This is a genomic window from Rhodococcus daqingensis (genome assembly GCF_042665615.1).
In the GTDB taxonomy this organism is placed as follows: Bacteria; Actinomycetota; Actinomycetes; order Mycobacteriales; family Mycobacteriaceae; genus Rhodococcus_G; species Rhodococcus_G daqingensis.
The window spans coordinates 225,190-239,581 of record NZ_JBHTCS010000011.1 but is presented as its reverse complement, the minus strand read 5'-3'; the positions used below and the strand labels follow the sequence as shown (position 1 = coordinate 239,581).

The 14,392-nt window shown below is 71.5% G+C and carries 13 protein-coding genes; 3 read left to right on the top strand and 10 right to left on the bottom strand.

Annotation, left to right across the window (positions count from 1 at the left end; translation table 11 throughout):
• Positions 1-34: 34 nt before the first annotated feature.
• On the top strand, positions 35-634 hold the full coding sequence (locus tag ACFQS9_RS10155) for a DUF4126 domain-containing protein (RefSeq protein WP_378404104.1): 600 nt from the start codon (positions 35-37) through the stop codon (positions 632-634).
• Here ACFQS9_RS10155 and ACFQS9_RS10150 read toward each other — a convergent pair.
• Positions 597-1,457: an alpha/beta hydrolase family protein gene (locus tag ACFQS9_RS10150; protein WP_378404102.1), complete on the bottom strand. Its 861-nt coding sequence runs from the start codon at positions 1,455-1,457 to the stop codon at positions 597-599. The genes ACFQS9_RS10155 and ACFQS9_RS10150 overlap by 38 nt on opposite strands.
• 204 nt (positions 1,458-1,661) lie before the next feature.
• The gene (locus ACFQS9_RS10145) at positions 1,662-2,879 is read right to left on the bottom strand and encodes a PucR family transcriptional regulator (protein WP_378404100.1); all 1,218 of its coding nucleotides are present in this window, start codon (positions 2,877-2,879) and stop codon (positions 1,662-1,664) included.
• A gap of 109 nt (positions 2,880-2,988) precedes the next feature.
• Here ACFQS9_RS10145 and ACFQS9_RS10140 point away from each other — a divergent pair, with 109 nt between their 5' ends.
• Positions 2,989-3,954 carry an alpha/beta hydrolase gene (locus tag ACFQS9_RS10140; RefSeq protein WP_378404097.1) on the top strand — a complete coding sequence of 322 codons (966 nt, stop codon included), beginning with the start codon at positions 2,989-2,991 and terminating at the stop codon, positions 3,952-3,954.
• Between the two features lie 22 nt (positions 3,955-3,976).
• Here ACFQS9_RS10140 and ACFQS9_RS10135 read toward each other — a convergent pair whose 3' ends face one another.
• Positions 3,977-4,615, bottom strand: a complete 639-nt coding sequence (locus tag ACFQS9_RS10135) for a Pr6Pr family membrane protein (RefSeq protein ID WP_378404095.1) — start codon at positions 4,613-4,615, stop codon at positions 3,977-3,979.
• A gap of 462 nt (positions 4,616-5,077) precedes the next feature.
• Here ACFQS9_RS10135 and ACFQS9_RS10130 point away from each other — a divergent pair, with 462 nt between their 5' ends.
• Complete coding sequence (locus ACFQS9_RS10130) at positions 5,078-5,269, top strand: hypothetical protein (protein WP_378404093.1); 192 nt, start codon at positions 5,078-5,080, stop codon at positions 5,267-5,269.
• Positions 5,270-5,324: 55 nt separating this feature from the next.
• Here ACFQS9_RS10130 and purH read toward each other — a convergent pair whose 3' ends face one another.
• The 7 genes from purH to ACFQS9_RS10095 all read right to left on the bottom strand — a co-directional run bounded on the left by purH (position 5,325) and on the right by ACFQS9_RS10095 (position 14,388).
• On the bottom strand, positions 5,325-6,878 hold the full coding sequence (gene purH / locus ACFQS9_RS10125; protein ID WP_378404091.1) for a bifunctional phosphoribosylaminoimidazolecarboxamide formyltransferase/IMP cyclohydrolase: 1,554 nt from the start codon (positions 6,876-6,878) through the stop codon (positions 5,325-5,327).
• Positions 6,875-7,522, bottom strand: a complete 648-nt coding sequence (gene purN, locus ACFQS9_RS10120; protein WP_378404089.1) for a phosphoribosylglycinamide formyltransferase — start codon at positions 7,520-7,522, stop codon at positions 6,875-6,877. The genes purH and purN overlap by 4 nt, the downstream gene beginning before the upstream one ends.
• Before the next feature lie 51 nt (positions 7,523-7,573).
• A complete protein-coding gene (locus ACFQS9_RS10115; RefSeq protein WP_378404087.1) occupies positions 7,574-9,052 on the bottom strand; it encodes a cell division protein PerM in 1,479 nt (492 codons plus the stop codon).
• Positions 9,053-9,161: 109 nt separating this feature from the next.
• Positions 9,162-10,055 (bottom strand): DUF5336 domain-containing protein, encoded by an 894-nt coding sequence (locus ACFQS9_RS10110; protein WP_378404084.1) that lies wholly within the window; start codon positions 10,053-10,055, stop codon positions 9,162-9,164.
• A gap of 200 nt (positions 10,056-10,255) precedes the next feature.
• Complete coding sequence (sucD, locus tag ACFQS9_RS10105; protein WP_378404082.1) at positions 10,256-11,170, bottom strand: succinate--CoA ligase subunit alpha; 915 nt, start codon at positions 11,168-11,170, stop codon at positions 10,256-10,258.
• 13 nt (positions 11,171-11,183) lie between these two features.
• Positions 11,184-12,353: an ADP-forming succinate--CoA ligase subunit beta gene (sucC, locus tag ACFQS9_RS10100; protein ID WP_378404080.1), complete on the bottom strand. Its 1,170-nt coding sequence runs from the start codon at positions 12,351-12,353 to the stop codon at positions 11,184-11,186.
• A 145-nt stretch (positions 12,354-12,498) separates the two neighbouring features.
• A complete protein-coding gene (locus tag ACFQS9_RS10095; protein WP_378404078.1) occupies positions 12,499-14,388 on the bottom strand; it encodes a hypothetical protein in 1,890 nt (629 codons plus the stop codon).
• Positions 14,389-14,392: the final 4 nt, after the last annotated feature.

The following is a 14,392-nucleotide window of genomic DNA, read 5'->3' as shown; positions in this document are numbered from 1 at the left end:
CGGGCACGCCACCGGCGACTCCTAGACTCTGCCCATGGAGACCTGGCTGCTGCCCGCCCTGCTCGGACTCGGCCTGGCCGCCGCCACCGGGCTGCGCACCTTCCTGCCGCTGCTGATGCTCAGCGCGGCCGCGCACTTCGAACTGTTCGGCATCTCCCTCGGCGAGAGCTTCGCGTGGGTCGGTTCGACGGGCGCGCTGGTCGCCCTGGCGATCGCCACCGCAGCCGAGTTGCTCGCCGACCTGATCCCGTTGGTGGACAACGCACTCGGGATGTTCGGGACCGTCTCCCGGCCGATCGCGGCGGCCATCGCGGCGGGGGCGGTCTTCACCCACCTCGACCCGTCGACGGCGGTGATCGCGGGCATCATCGTCGGCGCGCCGACCGCGCTCGCCTTCAGCGCGGCGCAGACCGGCACCCGCGCCGTGAGCACCGCGACCACCGGCGGTCTCGCGAACCCCGCGCTGTCGGTGATCGAGGACGGCGTCTCGTTCGGCATGGTGCTGGTGGCCTTCCTGCTGCCGCTGCTCGTCCCGCTGGTGCTGGGCCTGATGCTGTGGTTCGCCTGGAAGGGCGCGCGCCGGGTGCGGCACCGGTTCAGCCCGGGATCTGGCCGGCCAACCCGTTCCGTTTGAAGTCGGAGAACTGGCGGGTGTCCGAGCAGAAGCCACAGTTCGGACCGAAGAACTCGGCGCGGGCGTTCGCGTCGTCCAGCAGCCAGTACCGGAGCCAGGCCGTCGACGGGGCGCGCATGTCGCCGCCCGAGATGCCGGTGCCGAAATGGGTGGCGCCGCGCAGCTCCGCGTACTCGGCCGGGACGTGGTCGGCGTCGTTGTACATGCCCTTCACCAGGAACGGCCACACGATGGCGTCGAACTGCCCGGCGAGGAACAGCACCGGCTCGTCGATCAGGTCCACGTCGTTGAGCGGTCCCGGCTGGATCGCGACGACGGTGTCCACCCGGGGGTCGACGGCCGCGTTGATCGCACCGGATCCACCCTGGGAGTGACCGGCGGACCCGACCCGGTCCAGGTCCACCTTGCCGTGGAAAACGCTCCCGGGGTCGGCGTTGAGATTCTCGATGAGGTCGATGCCGCTGCGCATGGTGATCGCGAAGTTGCTCGCGGGCGTGTTGGCGGCGACCACGATGAAGCCGTGGCTGGCGTAGTGCCGCAGCAGCAGGGTGTACGCGCCGGGGAGCACCCCGGTGCCGTTGCCCCAGATGACCACGGGGTGCTTCTCCCCCCGCGCCCCCATGTTCTGGGGGTAGTACAGCGTGTGCACCGCACCGACGCTGACCTCCGGCGCATAGGGTCCCGGCGCGGCCCAGTTCCGCCCGACGCTCGGGATGCCCTCGGCCTGGGCGGGGGCCGCCACGGCCGTCAGTGTCACCGCGGTGACCGCGGCCGTGACGGCGGCGGCCAGCCAGGCCCGGAGAATGGAAGTGCGAGTGCGCATGCGCGGACACCTTCCCTTTCGATAGTCGCCCGAGGGCGGGTTGCGCACCGGCACAGCATGACTCCGGGCCGGCGACGAGGACGTGCTGGCGTGAAAGCTATGCCGCGCTACCTCCGCCTGCAGGCGAAATCCGATCTCCGTGCGGGCCTTGTGCCCAAGCACAATCGGGCGGCCCCGAGAATGGCTCGTCCGCCCAGATCGGGGCTACCGGCGGGCCGCCTCGACCGCCAGGGCCAGCTCGATCATCGCGCGGGGGTCGGTGATGGATCGGGCGGTGAGGTCCTCGATCCGCCGCAGCCGGTTCAGGACCGTGTTGCGGTGGCAGAACAACGCGGTCGCCGCGCCCGCCGCCGAGCCGCCCGCGTCCAGCCAGGCGGTCACGGTGGCGAGCAGCAGGTCGCGTTCGACCGGCGGCAACCCCAGCACCGGACCCAGCACCACCGTTCGGAGGCGCTCCGCGAGGTCCGGCTGGGCGGCGACCAGCGCGACGGGCAGTCGCCGGTCGAGCACCACTACCTCGTCGGCACCGGGCGCGCAGGTCTGCAACGCGACCTCGGCCAGCCACCGGGCCCTGGCCAGCTCGGCCAGCGATCCCACCACCGGGCTGATCCCGGCGGACACGCCCTGCTCCTCCAGCAGCCTTGCCGGCTCGGCGACGTCGTCGGAACCGAGCGAGATCAGGCCCACCTCGTGGTCCGCGCGGATCCGCCACAGGATGTGGAAGCCGCCGGTCGCCGCGTGTCCCCGATCGCGGGGCAGGCCCGCGCCGCGCCCGACCGACCGCACCACGGCCACCGCGTAGCGACCACGCTCGGGCAGGCCGAGAAACGCCGACGCCTCCGCGACGAGGCCTGCTCCCCCACCGACGGGGAAGTCGGCCCCCGGCCCGCCGAGCAGGACGTCGAGCACCGCGTTCCGCCGCTCCCCGTCCCGCGCGAGGCGCTCGGATTCCGCCTCCTGATAGGCGTCCGCGACGGCGCCGACGAGGAGGTCGACGATGTCCCACAGGTCCCCCACGCACGGCAACAACTCGGGCAGCGACGCAGGGTACTCCTCCGCCACCGTCTCGATCATGGCCTGCCACAGCATGCGGCAGCCGCGCCGGTAGGCGTCCTGCAGCGAGGACAGCGGCAGGCCCTGCTCGGCCCGGGTCCGGCCGGTCCAGGCGGCGTCGGAGAGATCGACGGGCCGGTCCTCGGAGCGGTCCAGCATCGAGGTCATCGCCTGGCCCAGGTTGTGCAGGATCGTGTCCCGCAGCTCCGCCGGGGCGACCAGAGCCGCGTAGGCGCCGTCCTCGGCGAGGATCTGCTCGGCCAGGCCCGCGGCGATCGCGGGCAGGCGCCCCGCGAGCGGCCGCGCCACCGCGGTCAGGATGTGTGAGGCGTTGTCCCTGTAGAGCACCCGGCCGCCGCCCTTCTCCACCAGACGATCCCGCGGCCGCTCGACCGGCGCGCGATGAGCGCGATGGTAGCCCGCGGTGCGGCCCCGCCGGGCTCGTTCCCGGGTCCCACGCTCTGGTAGACAGTGGGCCATGGCCGACACCGAGATCACCTTTGCCAGCGGCGACGTCACCCTGCACGGCAGCCTGCGGGTCCCCGACGGCGCAGCGGGTCCGGTGCCCGCGGCTCTGCTGCTCGCCGGCAGCGGACCCACCGATCGCAACGGGGACAGCGCCCTGATGCCCGGGTCCATCGGCACCCTCCGCTTCCTGGCCGACACGCTGGCCGGGGCCGGCTTCGCGAGCCTGCGCTACGACAAGCTGGGCAGCGGCGAGACCGGGCTCGGACCGTACGAGGTCGAGGACGTCGCGGGACTCGGCTTCTCCACTTTTGTCGACGCGGCCGCGGTCGGGCTGGATTACCTTGCCGCGCAACCGGGTATCGACGCGAGCCGCCTTCTGGTGATCGGGCACAGCGAGGGTGCGCTGGTCGGCCTCGCGCTCGCGGTCGCGGGCGACGGACCCGCCATCGCCGGCCTCGGCCTCCTCGAACCGCTCGCGGTCCGCTTGCTGGACCTGCTGACCCGGCAGATCAACACCCAGGTGGATGCCGCGGTCGGCGCCGGGACCCTCCCCCTCGAACTGGCCGACGAGTTGCGCACCGCGCTGACCGAGGCGGTCGAGTCGTTGCGCACCGACGGCACCCTCCCCGACGACCTGCCCGAGCCGCTGCGGATGGCCGGGTTCGTGCCGGTCAACGCCAAGGCGCTCGCCGAGGAGGATTCCCTCGACCCGCGCGTGCTGGCCGGCGCGCTGCCCGCGGGACTGCCGGTGCTGACCAGCTGCTCGGCGCGGGACACCCAGGTCGCGGGCGCGGACGTGGACGCGCTGGACGCGGCGCTGTCCTCCGTCGCCGTGACGTCGCTGCGGATGACCACGGCCAACCACGTGCTCAAGGAGATCGGCGAACGGACCTCGACCGGCGCCGACTACGTCGAGGACCTGCCCTATTCCGCCGAGTTCGGCAACGGGTTCCGGGACTGGCTCGCGGGGCTGTAGTCCACGTGGGCTGGCAGTGTTCCTAGAGGGCGGGCTCGACGCGGGTGGGAGCCGCCCCCTGCTTGGCGGGCAGGCGTTTGTCGAGCCAGGCGGCGGCTGCAGCGAGGGCGACGAACAGCAGCCCGATCACGAGACCGTTGATGAACACTCGCAGGTAGCCGAGCTCGTGCACGTCCGCAAACGGGTACGGGTACCAGTCCGAGGACAGCGGGCCACGGATCGCGGTGAAAAGCATGTAGGCGAGGGGAAACAGGACCGCCAGCTTGACGACTCGCGGTGAGGTGAGCCCACGCGGCCCGAACGCCAACCACCCCACGACCGCCATGATCGGGACCACGACGTGCAGCAGCTTGTCGGCAGTCAGCGCCCAGGTGTCAAACACGAGCAGGCCATCCAGCGCGACGTAGGTGACGATGCCGGTGACCGTGATCGCGACCAGACCGGTCAGCCTGAACACCGAAAACACGGTCGAGGCCCGGTTCGGGTTGACGGCAAGGAGCAGGCTCGTCGCACCCACGATCAGGTTCGACTGGATCGTGAAGAACGCGAAGACATTCAGGGCCCGTCCGAGTGGGCCACCGCCGAACTTCTGGAACAACTCGCCGGTCTCGGCGACCAGGGGCATGTTGTTCTGCCAATCCAGCACGACCTGAATGATCACACCCACAACTACGCACGCTGCCGTGGCACCGAACCAGACACGCGCCCATTTCACATCCATGGCCGCACCTTATCCAGTCCGCGCCTTTCCCTGCGCGATCCATGGACGACACGCTTCACGGTGCACTCGTCTGCCGCTCACCGCGCTGATCGACGAGAGGCGGCACGAAAACGGAGATGCGCTCGCCGTCGGTGTGCTGTAGCGTTCTCGCCTAACCAACGACGCCTAGACCGAAGGGACGGCCACCATGACGCACTACGCGCACCTCAGCGCCGTACCCGCGTGGCATTGCCACATGTCGGCCAAGCGCGTACCCCGAGAACGATCCTGACGTAGCGGATCCGTTCTCGGCACCCAGGGCACTCGCCCGGGTGCCTTTTCTTTTACCCGAACAACCCCGAGCGGAAACCTTCCGCACACACAACTCAGTCAGACTCGAGTAGTACAGAACGAGGAGTCCCCATGAAGCTTCGTATCAGCCAACTGTCCACGGCGCCGCCACTGACGTCGCTGCCCGCCGACCTCACCGGTCACGCGGTCACCCTCGACCTCTCGCACACCGACGCCGCTCAGCGTGCGGCCGCGACCGACCTGGCCCGGGAACTGCTCGAGCGCGGGGCGGCCCGGATCGTGATCTCCGGCTCGGCCGCCTGAACGCACGAGAGGTGCACACCCTCCGAGGGTGTGCACCTCTCGTGCATCGTGTCCGTCAGTGCGCGAAGTGGCGCGCCCCGGTCAGGTACATCGTGACCCCCGCCTCGCGGGCGGCCTCGATCACCTCGTTGTCACGAACCGAACCGCCCGGCTGCACGACCGCCTTGACGCCCGCGTTCGCGAGCACCTGGAAGCCGTCCGGGAACGGGAAGAAGGCGTCCGAGGCGCCGACCGACCCGGCGACCCGGTCCCCCGCCCGCTGCACGGCCAGGTGCGCCGAGTCGACGCGGTTGACCTGACCCATGCCGACGCCGACCGAGGCGCCGTCGTGGGCGAGCAGGATCGCATTCGACTTCACGGCACGGCATGCGCGCCAAGCGAACTCGAGATCCTTGAGGGTCGCGGCGTCGGCCGCGTCGCCGGTGACGAGGGTCCAGTTGGCCGAGTCGTCGCCCTCCGCGTCGAGCACGTCCCGCTCCTGCAGCAGCGCGCCGCCGGAGATCGGGCGCAGCTCCACGCCGGTCGCGTTCGGGACCGCGGCCTCGAGTACGCGCACGTTCTTCTTGCGGGCCAGCACCTCGACGGCACCGGGAGCGTAGGACGGCGCGATCACGACCTCGGTGAAGATCTCGGCGACCTGCTCGGCCATCTCGACCGTCACCTCGCGGTTCGCGGCGATGACGCCACCGAACGCGCTGACCGGATCGCAGGCGTGCGCCTTGCGGTGCGCCTCGGCGATGTCGGCGCCGACCGCGATGCCGCAGGGGTTGGCGTGCTTGATGATCGCGACCGCCGGCTCGGCGTGGTCGAAGGCGGCGCGCCAGGCGGCGTCACCGTCGGTGTAGTTGTTGTACGACATCTCCTTGCCGTGCAACTGCTTTGCCTGCGCGAGTCCCGCGGGGCCAGCCGGGTTCTCGTACAGCGCGGCGGCCTGGTGCGGGTTCTCGCCGTAACGCAGCACCGCGGCGCGGTCCCAGCTCGCGCCGACCCACTCCGGGAACTGCGAGTCGCCCTCCACCATCACGGACGTCATCCAGCTCGCCACCGCGACGTCGTAGGACGCGGTGTGCTGGAATGCCTGCGCGGCAAGGGAAGTGCGCTCGGCGAGGGTGAATCCGCCCGCCGCGACGGCGCCGAGCACATCCTCGTACTTGCCCGGGTCGACGACGACCGCGACCGAGGGATGGTTCTTGGCGGCCGCGCGCACCATCGACGGGCCGCCGATGTCGATCTGCTCGACGCACTCGTCCGGGGTCGCGCCGGAGGCGACCGTCGCGGTGAACGGGTACAGGTTGACGACCACGAGCTGGAACGCCTCGACCCCCAGCTCGACGAGCTGATCGAGGTGCTCGTCCTTGCGGGTGTCGGCGAGGATGCCGGCGTGCACGCGCGGGTGCAGCGTCTTGACGCGACCGTCGAGGGTCTCCGGGAACCCGGTCAGGTCCTCGACCTTGGTGACGGGAATGCCGGCGTCGGCGATCTTCGAGGCCGTGGAGCCGGTCGAGATCAGTTCGACCCCGGCCTGGTGCAGCCCGGTGGCCAGTTCCACGAGGCCGGTCTTGTCGTAGACGCTCACCAATGCGCGGCGCACAGCCTTACGTTCGGTCACTTCGGGATCACGGCCTTTCGTCCATCGGAAATAACACCTCGGGTGGCGACCGCGGCGAGAACCTCCGCCAACAGTCGCCGTTCCACCGTCTTGATGCGCTCGTGCAGGCTCGCCTCGTCGTCCGACTCGAGCACGGGCACCGGCTCCTGGGCCAGGACCGGTCCGGTGTCGACCCCCGAATCGACCAGGTGCACGGTCGAACCGGTGATCTTCACGCCGTAGGCCAGGGCATCGGCCACCGCGTGCGCGCCGGGGAACGAGGGCAGCAGCGCGGGATGGGTATTGATGATGCGGCCGCCGAAGCGATCCAGGAACTCGGGTCCGAGGATCTTCATGAACCCAGCGGAGACGATGAGGTCCGGCTGGTGGGCGTCCGTGGCCTTGGTCAGCGCCCGGTCCCAGGCTGCCCGGTCGGGGTGATCGCGCAGGCCGACCCGGTAGGCGGGGATGCCCGCGTCCTCTGCGTGCCCCGCGGCGGCGCAGTCGCGGTCCACGCCGACCGCGACGATGCGGGCGGGATAGTCGTCGACGGCGGCCGCGATCAGCGACTGCAGCAGGCTCCCGGTACCGGAAGCGAGGACCACGACTCGAACCGGCTCGGTTGAGCCGGGGCGGAAGTACTCACGCGAGGCAGTCAGCGCCATTACTCCTGTGTGCGGGCCAGCGACCGGAGTGCGCCCCGGCCGGGAAGAAGCCTAGTCGCTGCTGGTCCGGGTGCCGTCGGGCAGGTCCGCTTCGGCGGGATCGGGCGTGACGTCGGCCACCTCCGCGTCCACCACCGCATCGTCGATCTCGGCATCCACCGCGTCGGCCGTCTCGGCCGGGTCGCCCCCGGGATCGACCACCTCGCCCTCGACCACCTCGCCCTCGATGTACGAGGGACCCGGCAGCGCCTTCACCGGTTCCGGCTCCGGGCGGTCGAGCATTCGGGCGGCCAGCGTGTAGGTCCGCGGCGGATCGGCAGGCTCCGGCGGTTCCTGCTCCCGGCCGCCGCCGCCACGCCGGACCACGACGAGTGCGGTCAGCGACCCGAACACCGCCAGCCAGGCGAAGGACAGCCCGGTGAACGTCGCCAGGTCCACCCCGACCGTCCCGAACGAACCGAGCTCGCCACCCGCGGCGAAGCCGAGCAGGCCCAACGCGAGGGCGGCCGCGGCGGCCGCGAGCAGAACCTTGCGTATCGCCACCGACAGTCCACCCGCGCGGTGGGCGCAGTCCCGTCCGAGCTGGACCCCCAGGACCGCGGGGATCACGAGCAGCGCGGGCCAGCCGCCTCCGCTCGGTCCGGCGGGGACCGCCCCGAGCAGGGGAAGCCCCGGCACCGGCCCCGCCACCACGTTGAACACGCTCAGCGACGCCTCACCGAGATGCGCGGTCGACCCGACCAGCATCGCCGCGCTCCCGACAGCGAGGTTCGGCAGATACAGGATCGAGAGCAGGGTGAGGCCGAGCGCACCTCCGAAACCGTCTCCGGCCTCGAGCAGTTCGCCGACCGCGGCCCACGACGAGATCAGCGCCACCGCGGTCAGCGCCGCACCGGACGCCAGCAGGGCAAGCCCTGCCCGCAGGGCGGGCCGGGCGGACGCGACCACCCATGCCGGGACGCCGAGGCGGGCACAGATCGGGCGCCACAGCTTGCTGCCCATGCCGATACCCGCGCCGATCAGGTGCACCGCCAGCACCCAGGCGAAGGCGGCGAGAGCATTGGGCGGGGCCAGCGCGATCACCGACGACGCGTCCTTGATGACGGCCAACGCCAGGGCGGTGACGAGGAGCGGACCCGCGACCGCCGCCCCGAGCACCCACAGTTGCTCGTGCCGCGGGGTCCGCTCGGTGACGGCGTTCGCGCAGCCTCGCGCGACGAACCAGATCATGAGGATGGTCGGGAACAGCGGCAACACACCGAGCGAGGCGCCGCCGATGGTGAGCTGCACCTGGTGCACGGCCAGCCAGCTCGCGGCGACCGCGCCGCTGGTGCCGGTGAGGTCGCTGTTCGCGGCGACCAATGTCACGAGGACGCAGGCCGCGATCAGCGCGAGCGCGACCAGGGCGGGCCGCAGCGCCACCGCCAGCAGGGTGCGGATCTGCTCGGCATTCGGCGTCGGCCTGGATGCCGCCGGTACCCGCCGCCGGCTCGGTCGGCGGAGGGTGTCGCTGCTGGGCAAGGAACTCATCTCCTCGAGGGTGACATCTGGTGTGGGGGCGGGCTGCCAGGCGCGCCGACAGGTCCGCAAGACGACGACGCCCCCCGGCTCACCGAGGGGCGTCGTGCGCGGGTGTTCGTTACTCCGTGTCCCGCTTCGGGGCCGACCCGAAGGCCTGGGTCGGGGCGGCGCCGCCGTCGTCCGCGGGGGGCGGCGTGGTCTCGGGCTGCGGCGCGGCTCCGGACTCGGTGTCCTGCGGGCCGGGCTGCTGCGGCTGACCGTACCCCTGCGGCGCCTGGCCGTAGCCCTGCTGCGGCGCGGGTGGGGCGTACGGGTTGGCGGGCGGGGCATAGCCCTGCGGCTGGCCGTAACCCCCGGGATAGGGCTGCTGGCCGTACCCGGGCTGGGGCTGGGGCTGACCGTAGCCCGGCGCCTGCGGCTGCCCATAGCCCTGCGGGACCTGGCCATACGGCTGGCCCGGTGCTTGCGGCTGGCCGTACCCCTGCGGAGGCTGGCCGTACGGCTGCGGCGCCTGCGCGTAGCCCTGGGGGGCGTATCCGGCCGGCTTCGGGGCGGGCGGCTTGAGCAGTCCCAGCGAGAACAGCAACACGGCGACCGCGAGAACGGCCTGGACGAACGCGAGGATCAGCCCGGTGACTCCGCCGACGGCCAGCGAGACGCCCTCGGACAGGCTGAACATGAAGAACAACGCGATCAGGAACCCCACCACCGACGCGGCGGCCGCCGCGCCCTTGTACGGCTGCTCGGGCAGCAGCGACAGACCCGCCAGGAGCCCGCCGAAGAGCAGGAAGGCGAGCGCGAGGATCGGATACCCGGCCTCGAAGGAACTCTGCGTCAGGCTCTCGTCGCCGAAGGTGGTCACCTTCGCGAACGGGGCGAACCCGAGCAGGAAGTTGATGATGGCGAGCGCCAGGACGCCGAGGGTGAGCAGGTAGGGCAAGCCCTTCGACCCGAGCCCCGCGGACGGCGGCTCGCTCGGACCGTAACCGGACCCTGCAGGCGTGAAAGTCATGACATCTCCTAGGGAGGGTCTGCATTGAGCGACTGGTCGATTCCTCACCGAACGCTAGCGCATTTCTCTGTGTGAACCCTGAGCCTGCGGCGCCCGCCCGTCGTCCGAGAAATGAACGAGGGGCACCTTCCCGCGCGGTGAGCGCGGGCAGGTGCCCCTCGTTCGGTGAGACCGGAGCGGCGCTCAGCCGCTCAGCCCACTCAGGCCTCGACGACCAGGCTCTGCAGGATCTCGCGCGCGAGAGCGGCGGTCTCGGACGGCGTCTTGCCGACCTTGACGCCTGCCGCCTCGAGGGCGTCCTTCTTGGCCTGCGCGGTGCCCGAGGAGCCGGAGACGATGGCGCCGGCGTGGCCCATGGTCTTGCCCTCCGGGGCGGTGAAGCCGGCCACGTAGCCGACGACCGGCTTGGTGACGTTGGCCTTGATGTAGTCGGCCGCGCGCTCCTCGGCGTCGCCGCCGATCTCGCCGATCATCACGATGACCTTGGTCTCGGGGTCCTTCTCGAACGCCTCGATGGCGTCGATGTGGGTGGTGCCGATGACCGGGTCGCCGCCGATGCCGATGGCGGTCGAGAAGCCGTACTCACGCAGCTCGAACATCATCTGGTAGGTCAGGGTGCCGGACTTGGAGACCAGGCCGACCGGGCCCTTGCCGGTGATGTTGGCCGGGGTGATGCCGACCAGCGCCTCGCCGGGGGTGATGATGCCGGGGCAGTTGGGGCCGATGATCCGGGTCTTGTTGCCCTTCTCGACGTTGTAGGCCCACGCGTACGCGGAGTCCTGCACCGGGATGCCCTCGGTGATGACCACGAGCAGCGGGATCTCCGCGTCGATGGCCTCGACGATGGCGTCCTTGGAGAAGGCCGGGGGAACGAACGCGATGGAGACGTCCGCGCCGGTCTCCTTCATGGCCTCGGCGACGGTCGCGAAGACCGGCAGCTCGACGGCGTTGCCGTCCTTGTCGGTGTGCGCGACGGTGGTGCCGGCCTTGCGGGCGTTGACGCCGCCGACGACCTGGGTGCCGGCCTTGAGCATCAGGGCGGTGTGCTTGGTGCCCTCGCCGCCGGTGATGCCCTGGACGATGACCTTGGAGTCCTTGGTGAGGAAGATTGCCATTGTTCTGTTCCCTTTACTTCGCGGCGAACGCGAGTTCGGCGGCCTTGTCGGCGGCCTCGTCCATGGTGGCGACGACGGTCACCAGCGGGTGGTTGGCCTCGGCGAGGATGCGGCGACCCTCTTCGACGTTGTTGCCGTCCAGGCGCACGACGAGCGGCTTGTTGGCCTCGTCACCCAGCGTCTGCAGGGCGCCGACGATGCCGTTGGCGACCGCGTCGCAGGCGGTGATGCCGCCGAAGACGTTGACGAACACGCTCTTGACCTGAGCGTCGTTCAGGATGACGTCGAGGCCGGCGGCCATGACCGCGGCCGAGGCGCCGCCACCGATGTCGAGGAAGTTCGCGGGCTTGACGCCGCCGTGCTTCTCACCCGCGTACGCGACCACGTCGAGGGTGGACATGACCAGTCCCGCGCCGTTGCCGATGATGCCGACGGACCCGTCGAGCTTGACGTAGTTGAGGTCGTTCTCCTTGGCCTTGAGCTCGAGCGGGTCGGTGGCATCCCGATCCTCGAAGGCCTCGTGGCCGGTCTGGCGGAAGCCGGCGTTCTCGTCCAGGGTGACCTTGCCGTCGAGGGCCAGGATCTGGTCGTCGGGGGTGCGCACGAGGGGGTTGACCTCGACGAGGAGCGCGTCCTCCTTGATGAAGACCTCCCAGAGCTTCTGGATGGTCACGGCCGCCGCGTCGAGCACCTCGGCCGGGAGCTTGCCCGCCTCGGCGATGCTGCGCGCGAACGCGAGGTCGACACCCTTGACGGCGTCCACCGGGATCTTCGCGAGGGCGTCGGGGTTCTCCTCGGCGGTGACCTCGATCTCGACGCCACCCTCGACCGAACACATGGCCAGGTAGGTGCGGTTCGTGCGGTCGAGCAGGAAGGAGATGTAGTACTCCTCGGCGATGTCACTCGCCTCTGCGACCAGCAGCTTCTTGACGACGTGGCCCTTGATGTCGAGCCCGAGGATGGACTCGGCGTTCGCAACAGCCGCATCGACGTCGGCGGAGTACTTCACGCCGCCCGCCTTGCCGCGGCCACCGACCTTGACCTGCGCCTTGATCATCACGGGCTTGCCGATTTCCTCGGCAATCTCGCGTGCGCCGGCGACAGTGTCGGTAACACGGCCCGCCGACGTGGGCACGCCGTGCTTGGCGAAGAGTTCCTTCGCCTGGTATTCGAAGAGATCCATCTGCTCACCGTCTCGTCTGCGTTGACGCCCGCTCGAGGGGTAGGAGCGGGTCCGTTCGGGACCTTATCTAGTTGAATCAATGGTCTATCGACCGCATTGATGCTATGTGGCATATCTCACGGCGCAAGGGGGCGTGAGCGTCAGCTCACCGGCGATTTTGCCGAACCGCCATGACAGCGGTCACCGCGAGCAACGCCACCGCGACGAGCGCACAGACCGCCCCCGGGCCCATCTCCGGCTCCGCGACCCGGGCACTCGTCAGCGGCCATCCCGCCAGGTATACGGACATTCCGGTCATCGCGCCGACCATCAGGGACGCGCCGCGGGCGGGACGGGAGCGCGCGGCGACGGGCACCGCGGCGGCCACCGCGACCGCGAGGAGCGCACGCCCCCACAGGTCCCACCCCCACGGCCACTGGGCGAACGAGTCCGGGCCGAAGTCGACGCCGCGATACAGCGGCAGGCCCAGCGCGGCCACCGACGCGAGTGCCGCGACCGAGCCGACGATCAGGACCGGAAGCCGGATGGGCACATCGACGGAGGTGTCGATGGCGTCGCGCTCCGCCGAGTCGGCGCAGAGCGCGAGCAGGCCGGTGGCCGCCGCCGCGACGGCGGACAGGGCCAGCAGCGCGGCGCCGGGGCCCGGCCCCACCCCCGGCAGGTCGCCGGCGAGCACCACCGCCTGCAGCACCGCCGCGACCGCCATCACCTGGGCCGCCCACAACACCCCGACCGCCGGACGCACCAGGGCCGCGAACTCCGAGAGCAGCAGCCAGAGGCTGGCGATCACGAGCACCACCCCCGCCACGAGCACCACCCGGGTGGCCAGGATGGTCGGTTCCTGCGCCCCCTCCGGAACCGACAGCGCGGGCAGGAGCGCCCCGACCGCGCCGAGCAATCCCGCGCCGATGCCCGCCACGGCGGTGGCGACGTGCCAGCGCCCGACCCTGGCCCGTTCGGCCGCGGCCGCCCTCGCCCGGGCGGCGGACTTGGAGGTGCCCGCGGCCGCGGGCGCCGCCGTGGCCGCGGCGGCGGACTGCACCAGGAGTTGCGCCAGCCCGCGGCGCGCCCGGGCGGCCGCCGCGGCCGGGATCACACAGCCGACCGCGATCAGCACCACGCACGCCGCGACCGCCACCACCGAGCCGGGACCGACCGAGACGCCGTCGCCCGCGAGCAGGCCCGCGACCAGTCGCACGCCGACCACACCGAGCGCGGCCACCGCGGCCCCGACGATGGCGCCCGCCGAGCCCAGCGGCGAGATCGCGGCCAGCGCCGCGGCGACCACGATCAGGACGGCGGCACCGATCACGCCCGCACCCAACGAGATCGGTGCCGCCGACTCGATGACCGCGGGCACGAGCAGGACCGGATCGGTCGACCTCAGCGGAGGAGCGAACAGGGCCGCGGCGAGGACCACCGCGGCCGCCACCGCGAGGGTCGAGAGTCCGGGGCCGATCCGGCGGCCGACGCCCGCCCCGTCGTGATCCGGGTAGTCGGAGTGGCCGTAGCCATCGGCCTGGGAGGCCCTGACCGCCGCGACGAGACCGATCAGCCCGGCCAGCACCGCGAGGGCGTGCCCCGCCAGGATCGCGTGGGCACCGGGCCCCGCACCGAGCGACGCGGCGGTGAGGGGACGGAACAGTTCGAGCCGGTTCGCGTCGATGGGGTCACCGAGGAGTTGGAGGTCGAGCACCACCAGCCCGACGGATACGGCGCCCGCACCCGCCAGGACGGTTCCCGCGACCGCGGGCCTGCGGCCCAGCAGGGCCAGCGCGGCCAATCCGGGTGCGAGCCCCGCGCAGACCACCGCGGCGACGGCGGCTGCGGCGACCGCGGATCCGGTGTCGGGACGGACGACACCGAGCGCGGGTGCCACCGCGATCGCGACGACCCCGAGGAGTGCGAGCGCGACCGCCACCCCGGCGAGCGGGCCGGGACCCCGCACGGGACCGACCGCGTCCACCCCGTCCTGGGCCTCGATGCGTTCGGGCCGGGCACGAGAACTGTTTCTGAGATCGGGTGAGGGCGCCACGCGG

Excerpts from the sequence above, each read along its gene's own strand:
- ACFQS9_RS10155 (WP_378404104.1), top strand. The coding sequence starts at position 35 with ATGGAGACCTGGCTGCTGCCCGCCCTGCTCGGACTCGGCCTGGCCGCC.
- ACFQS9_RS10150 (WP_378404102.1), bottom strand. The coding sequence starts at position 1,457 with ATGCGCACTCGCACTTCCATTCTCCGGGCCTGGCTGGCCGCCGCCGTC.
- ACFQS9_RS10140 (WP_378404097.1), top strand. The coding sequence starts at position 2,989 with ATGGCCGACACCGAGATCACCTTTGCCAGCGGCGACGTCACCCTGCAC.
- ACFQS9_RS10130 (WP_378404093.1), top strand. The coding sequence starts at position 5,078 with ATGAAGCTTCGTATCAGCCAACTGTCCACGGCGCCGCCACTGACGTCG.
- purN (WP_378404089.1), bottom strand. The coding sequence starts at position 7,522 with ATGGCGCTGACTGCCTCGCGTGAGTACTTCCGCCCCGGCTCAACCGAG.
- ACFQS9_RS10115 (WP_378404087.1), bottom strand. The coding sequence starts at position 9,052 with ATGAGTTCCTTGCCCAGCAGCGACACCCTCCGCCGACCGAGCCGGCGG.
- ACFQS9_RS10110 (WP_378404084.1), bottom strand. The coding sequence starts at position 10,055 with ATGACTTTCACGCCTGCAGGGTCCGGTTACGGTCCGAGCGAGCCGCCG.
- sucD (WP_378404082.1), bottom strand. The coding sequence starts at position 11,170 with ATGGCAATCTTCCTCACCAAGGACTCCAAGGTCATCGTCCAGGGCATC.
- sucC (WP_378404080.1), bottom strand. The coding sequence starts at position 12,353 with ATGGATCTCTTCGAATACCAGGCGAAGGAACTCTTCGCCAAGCACGGC.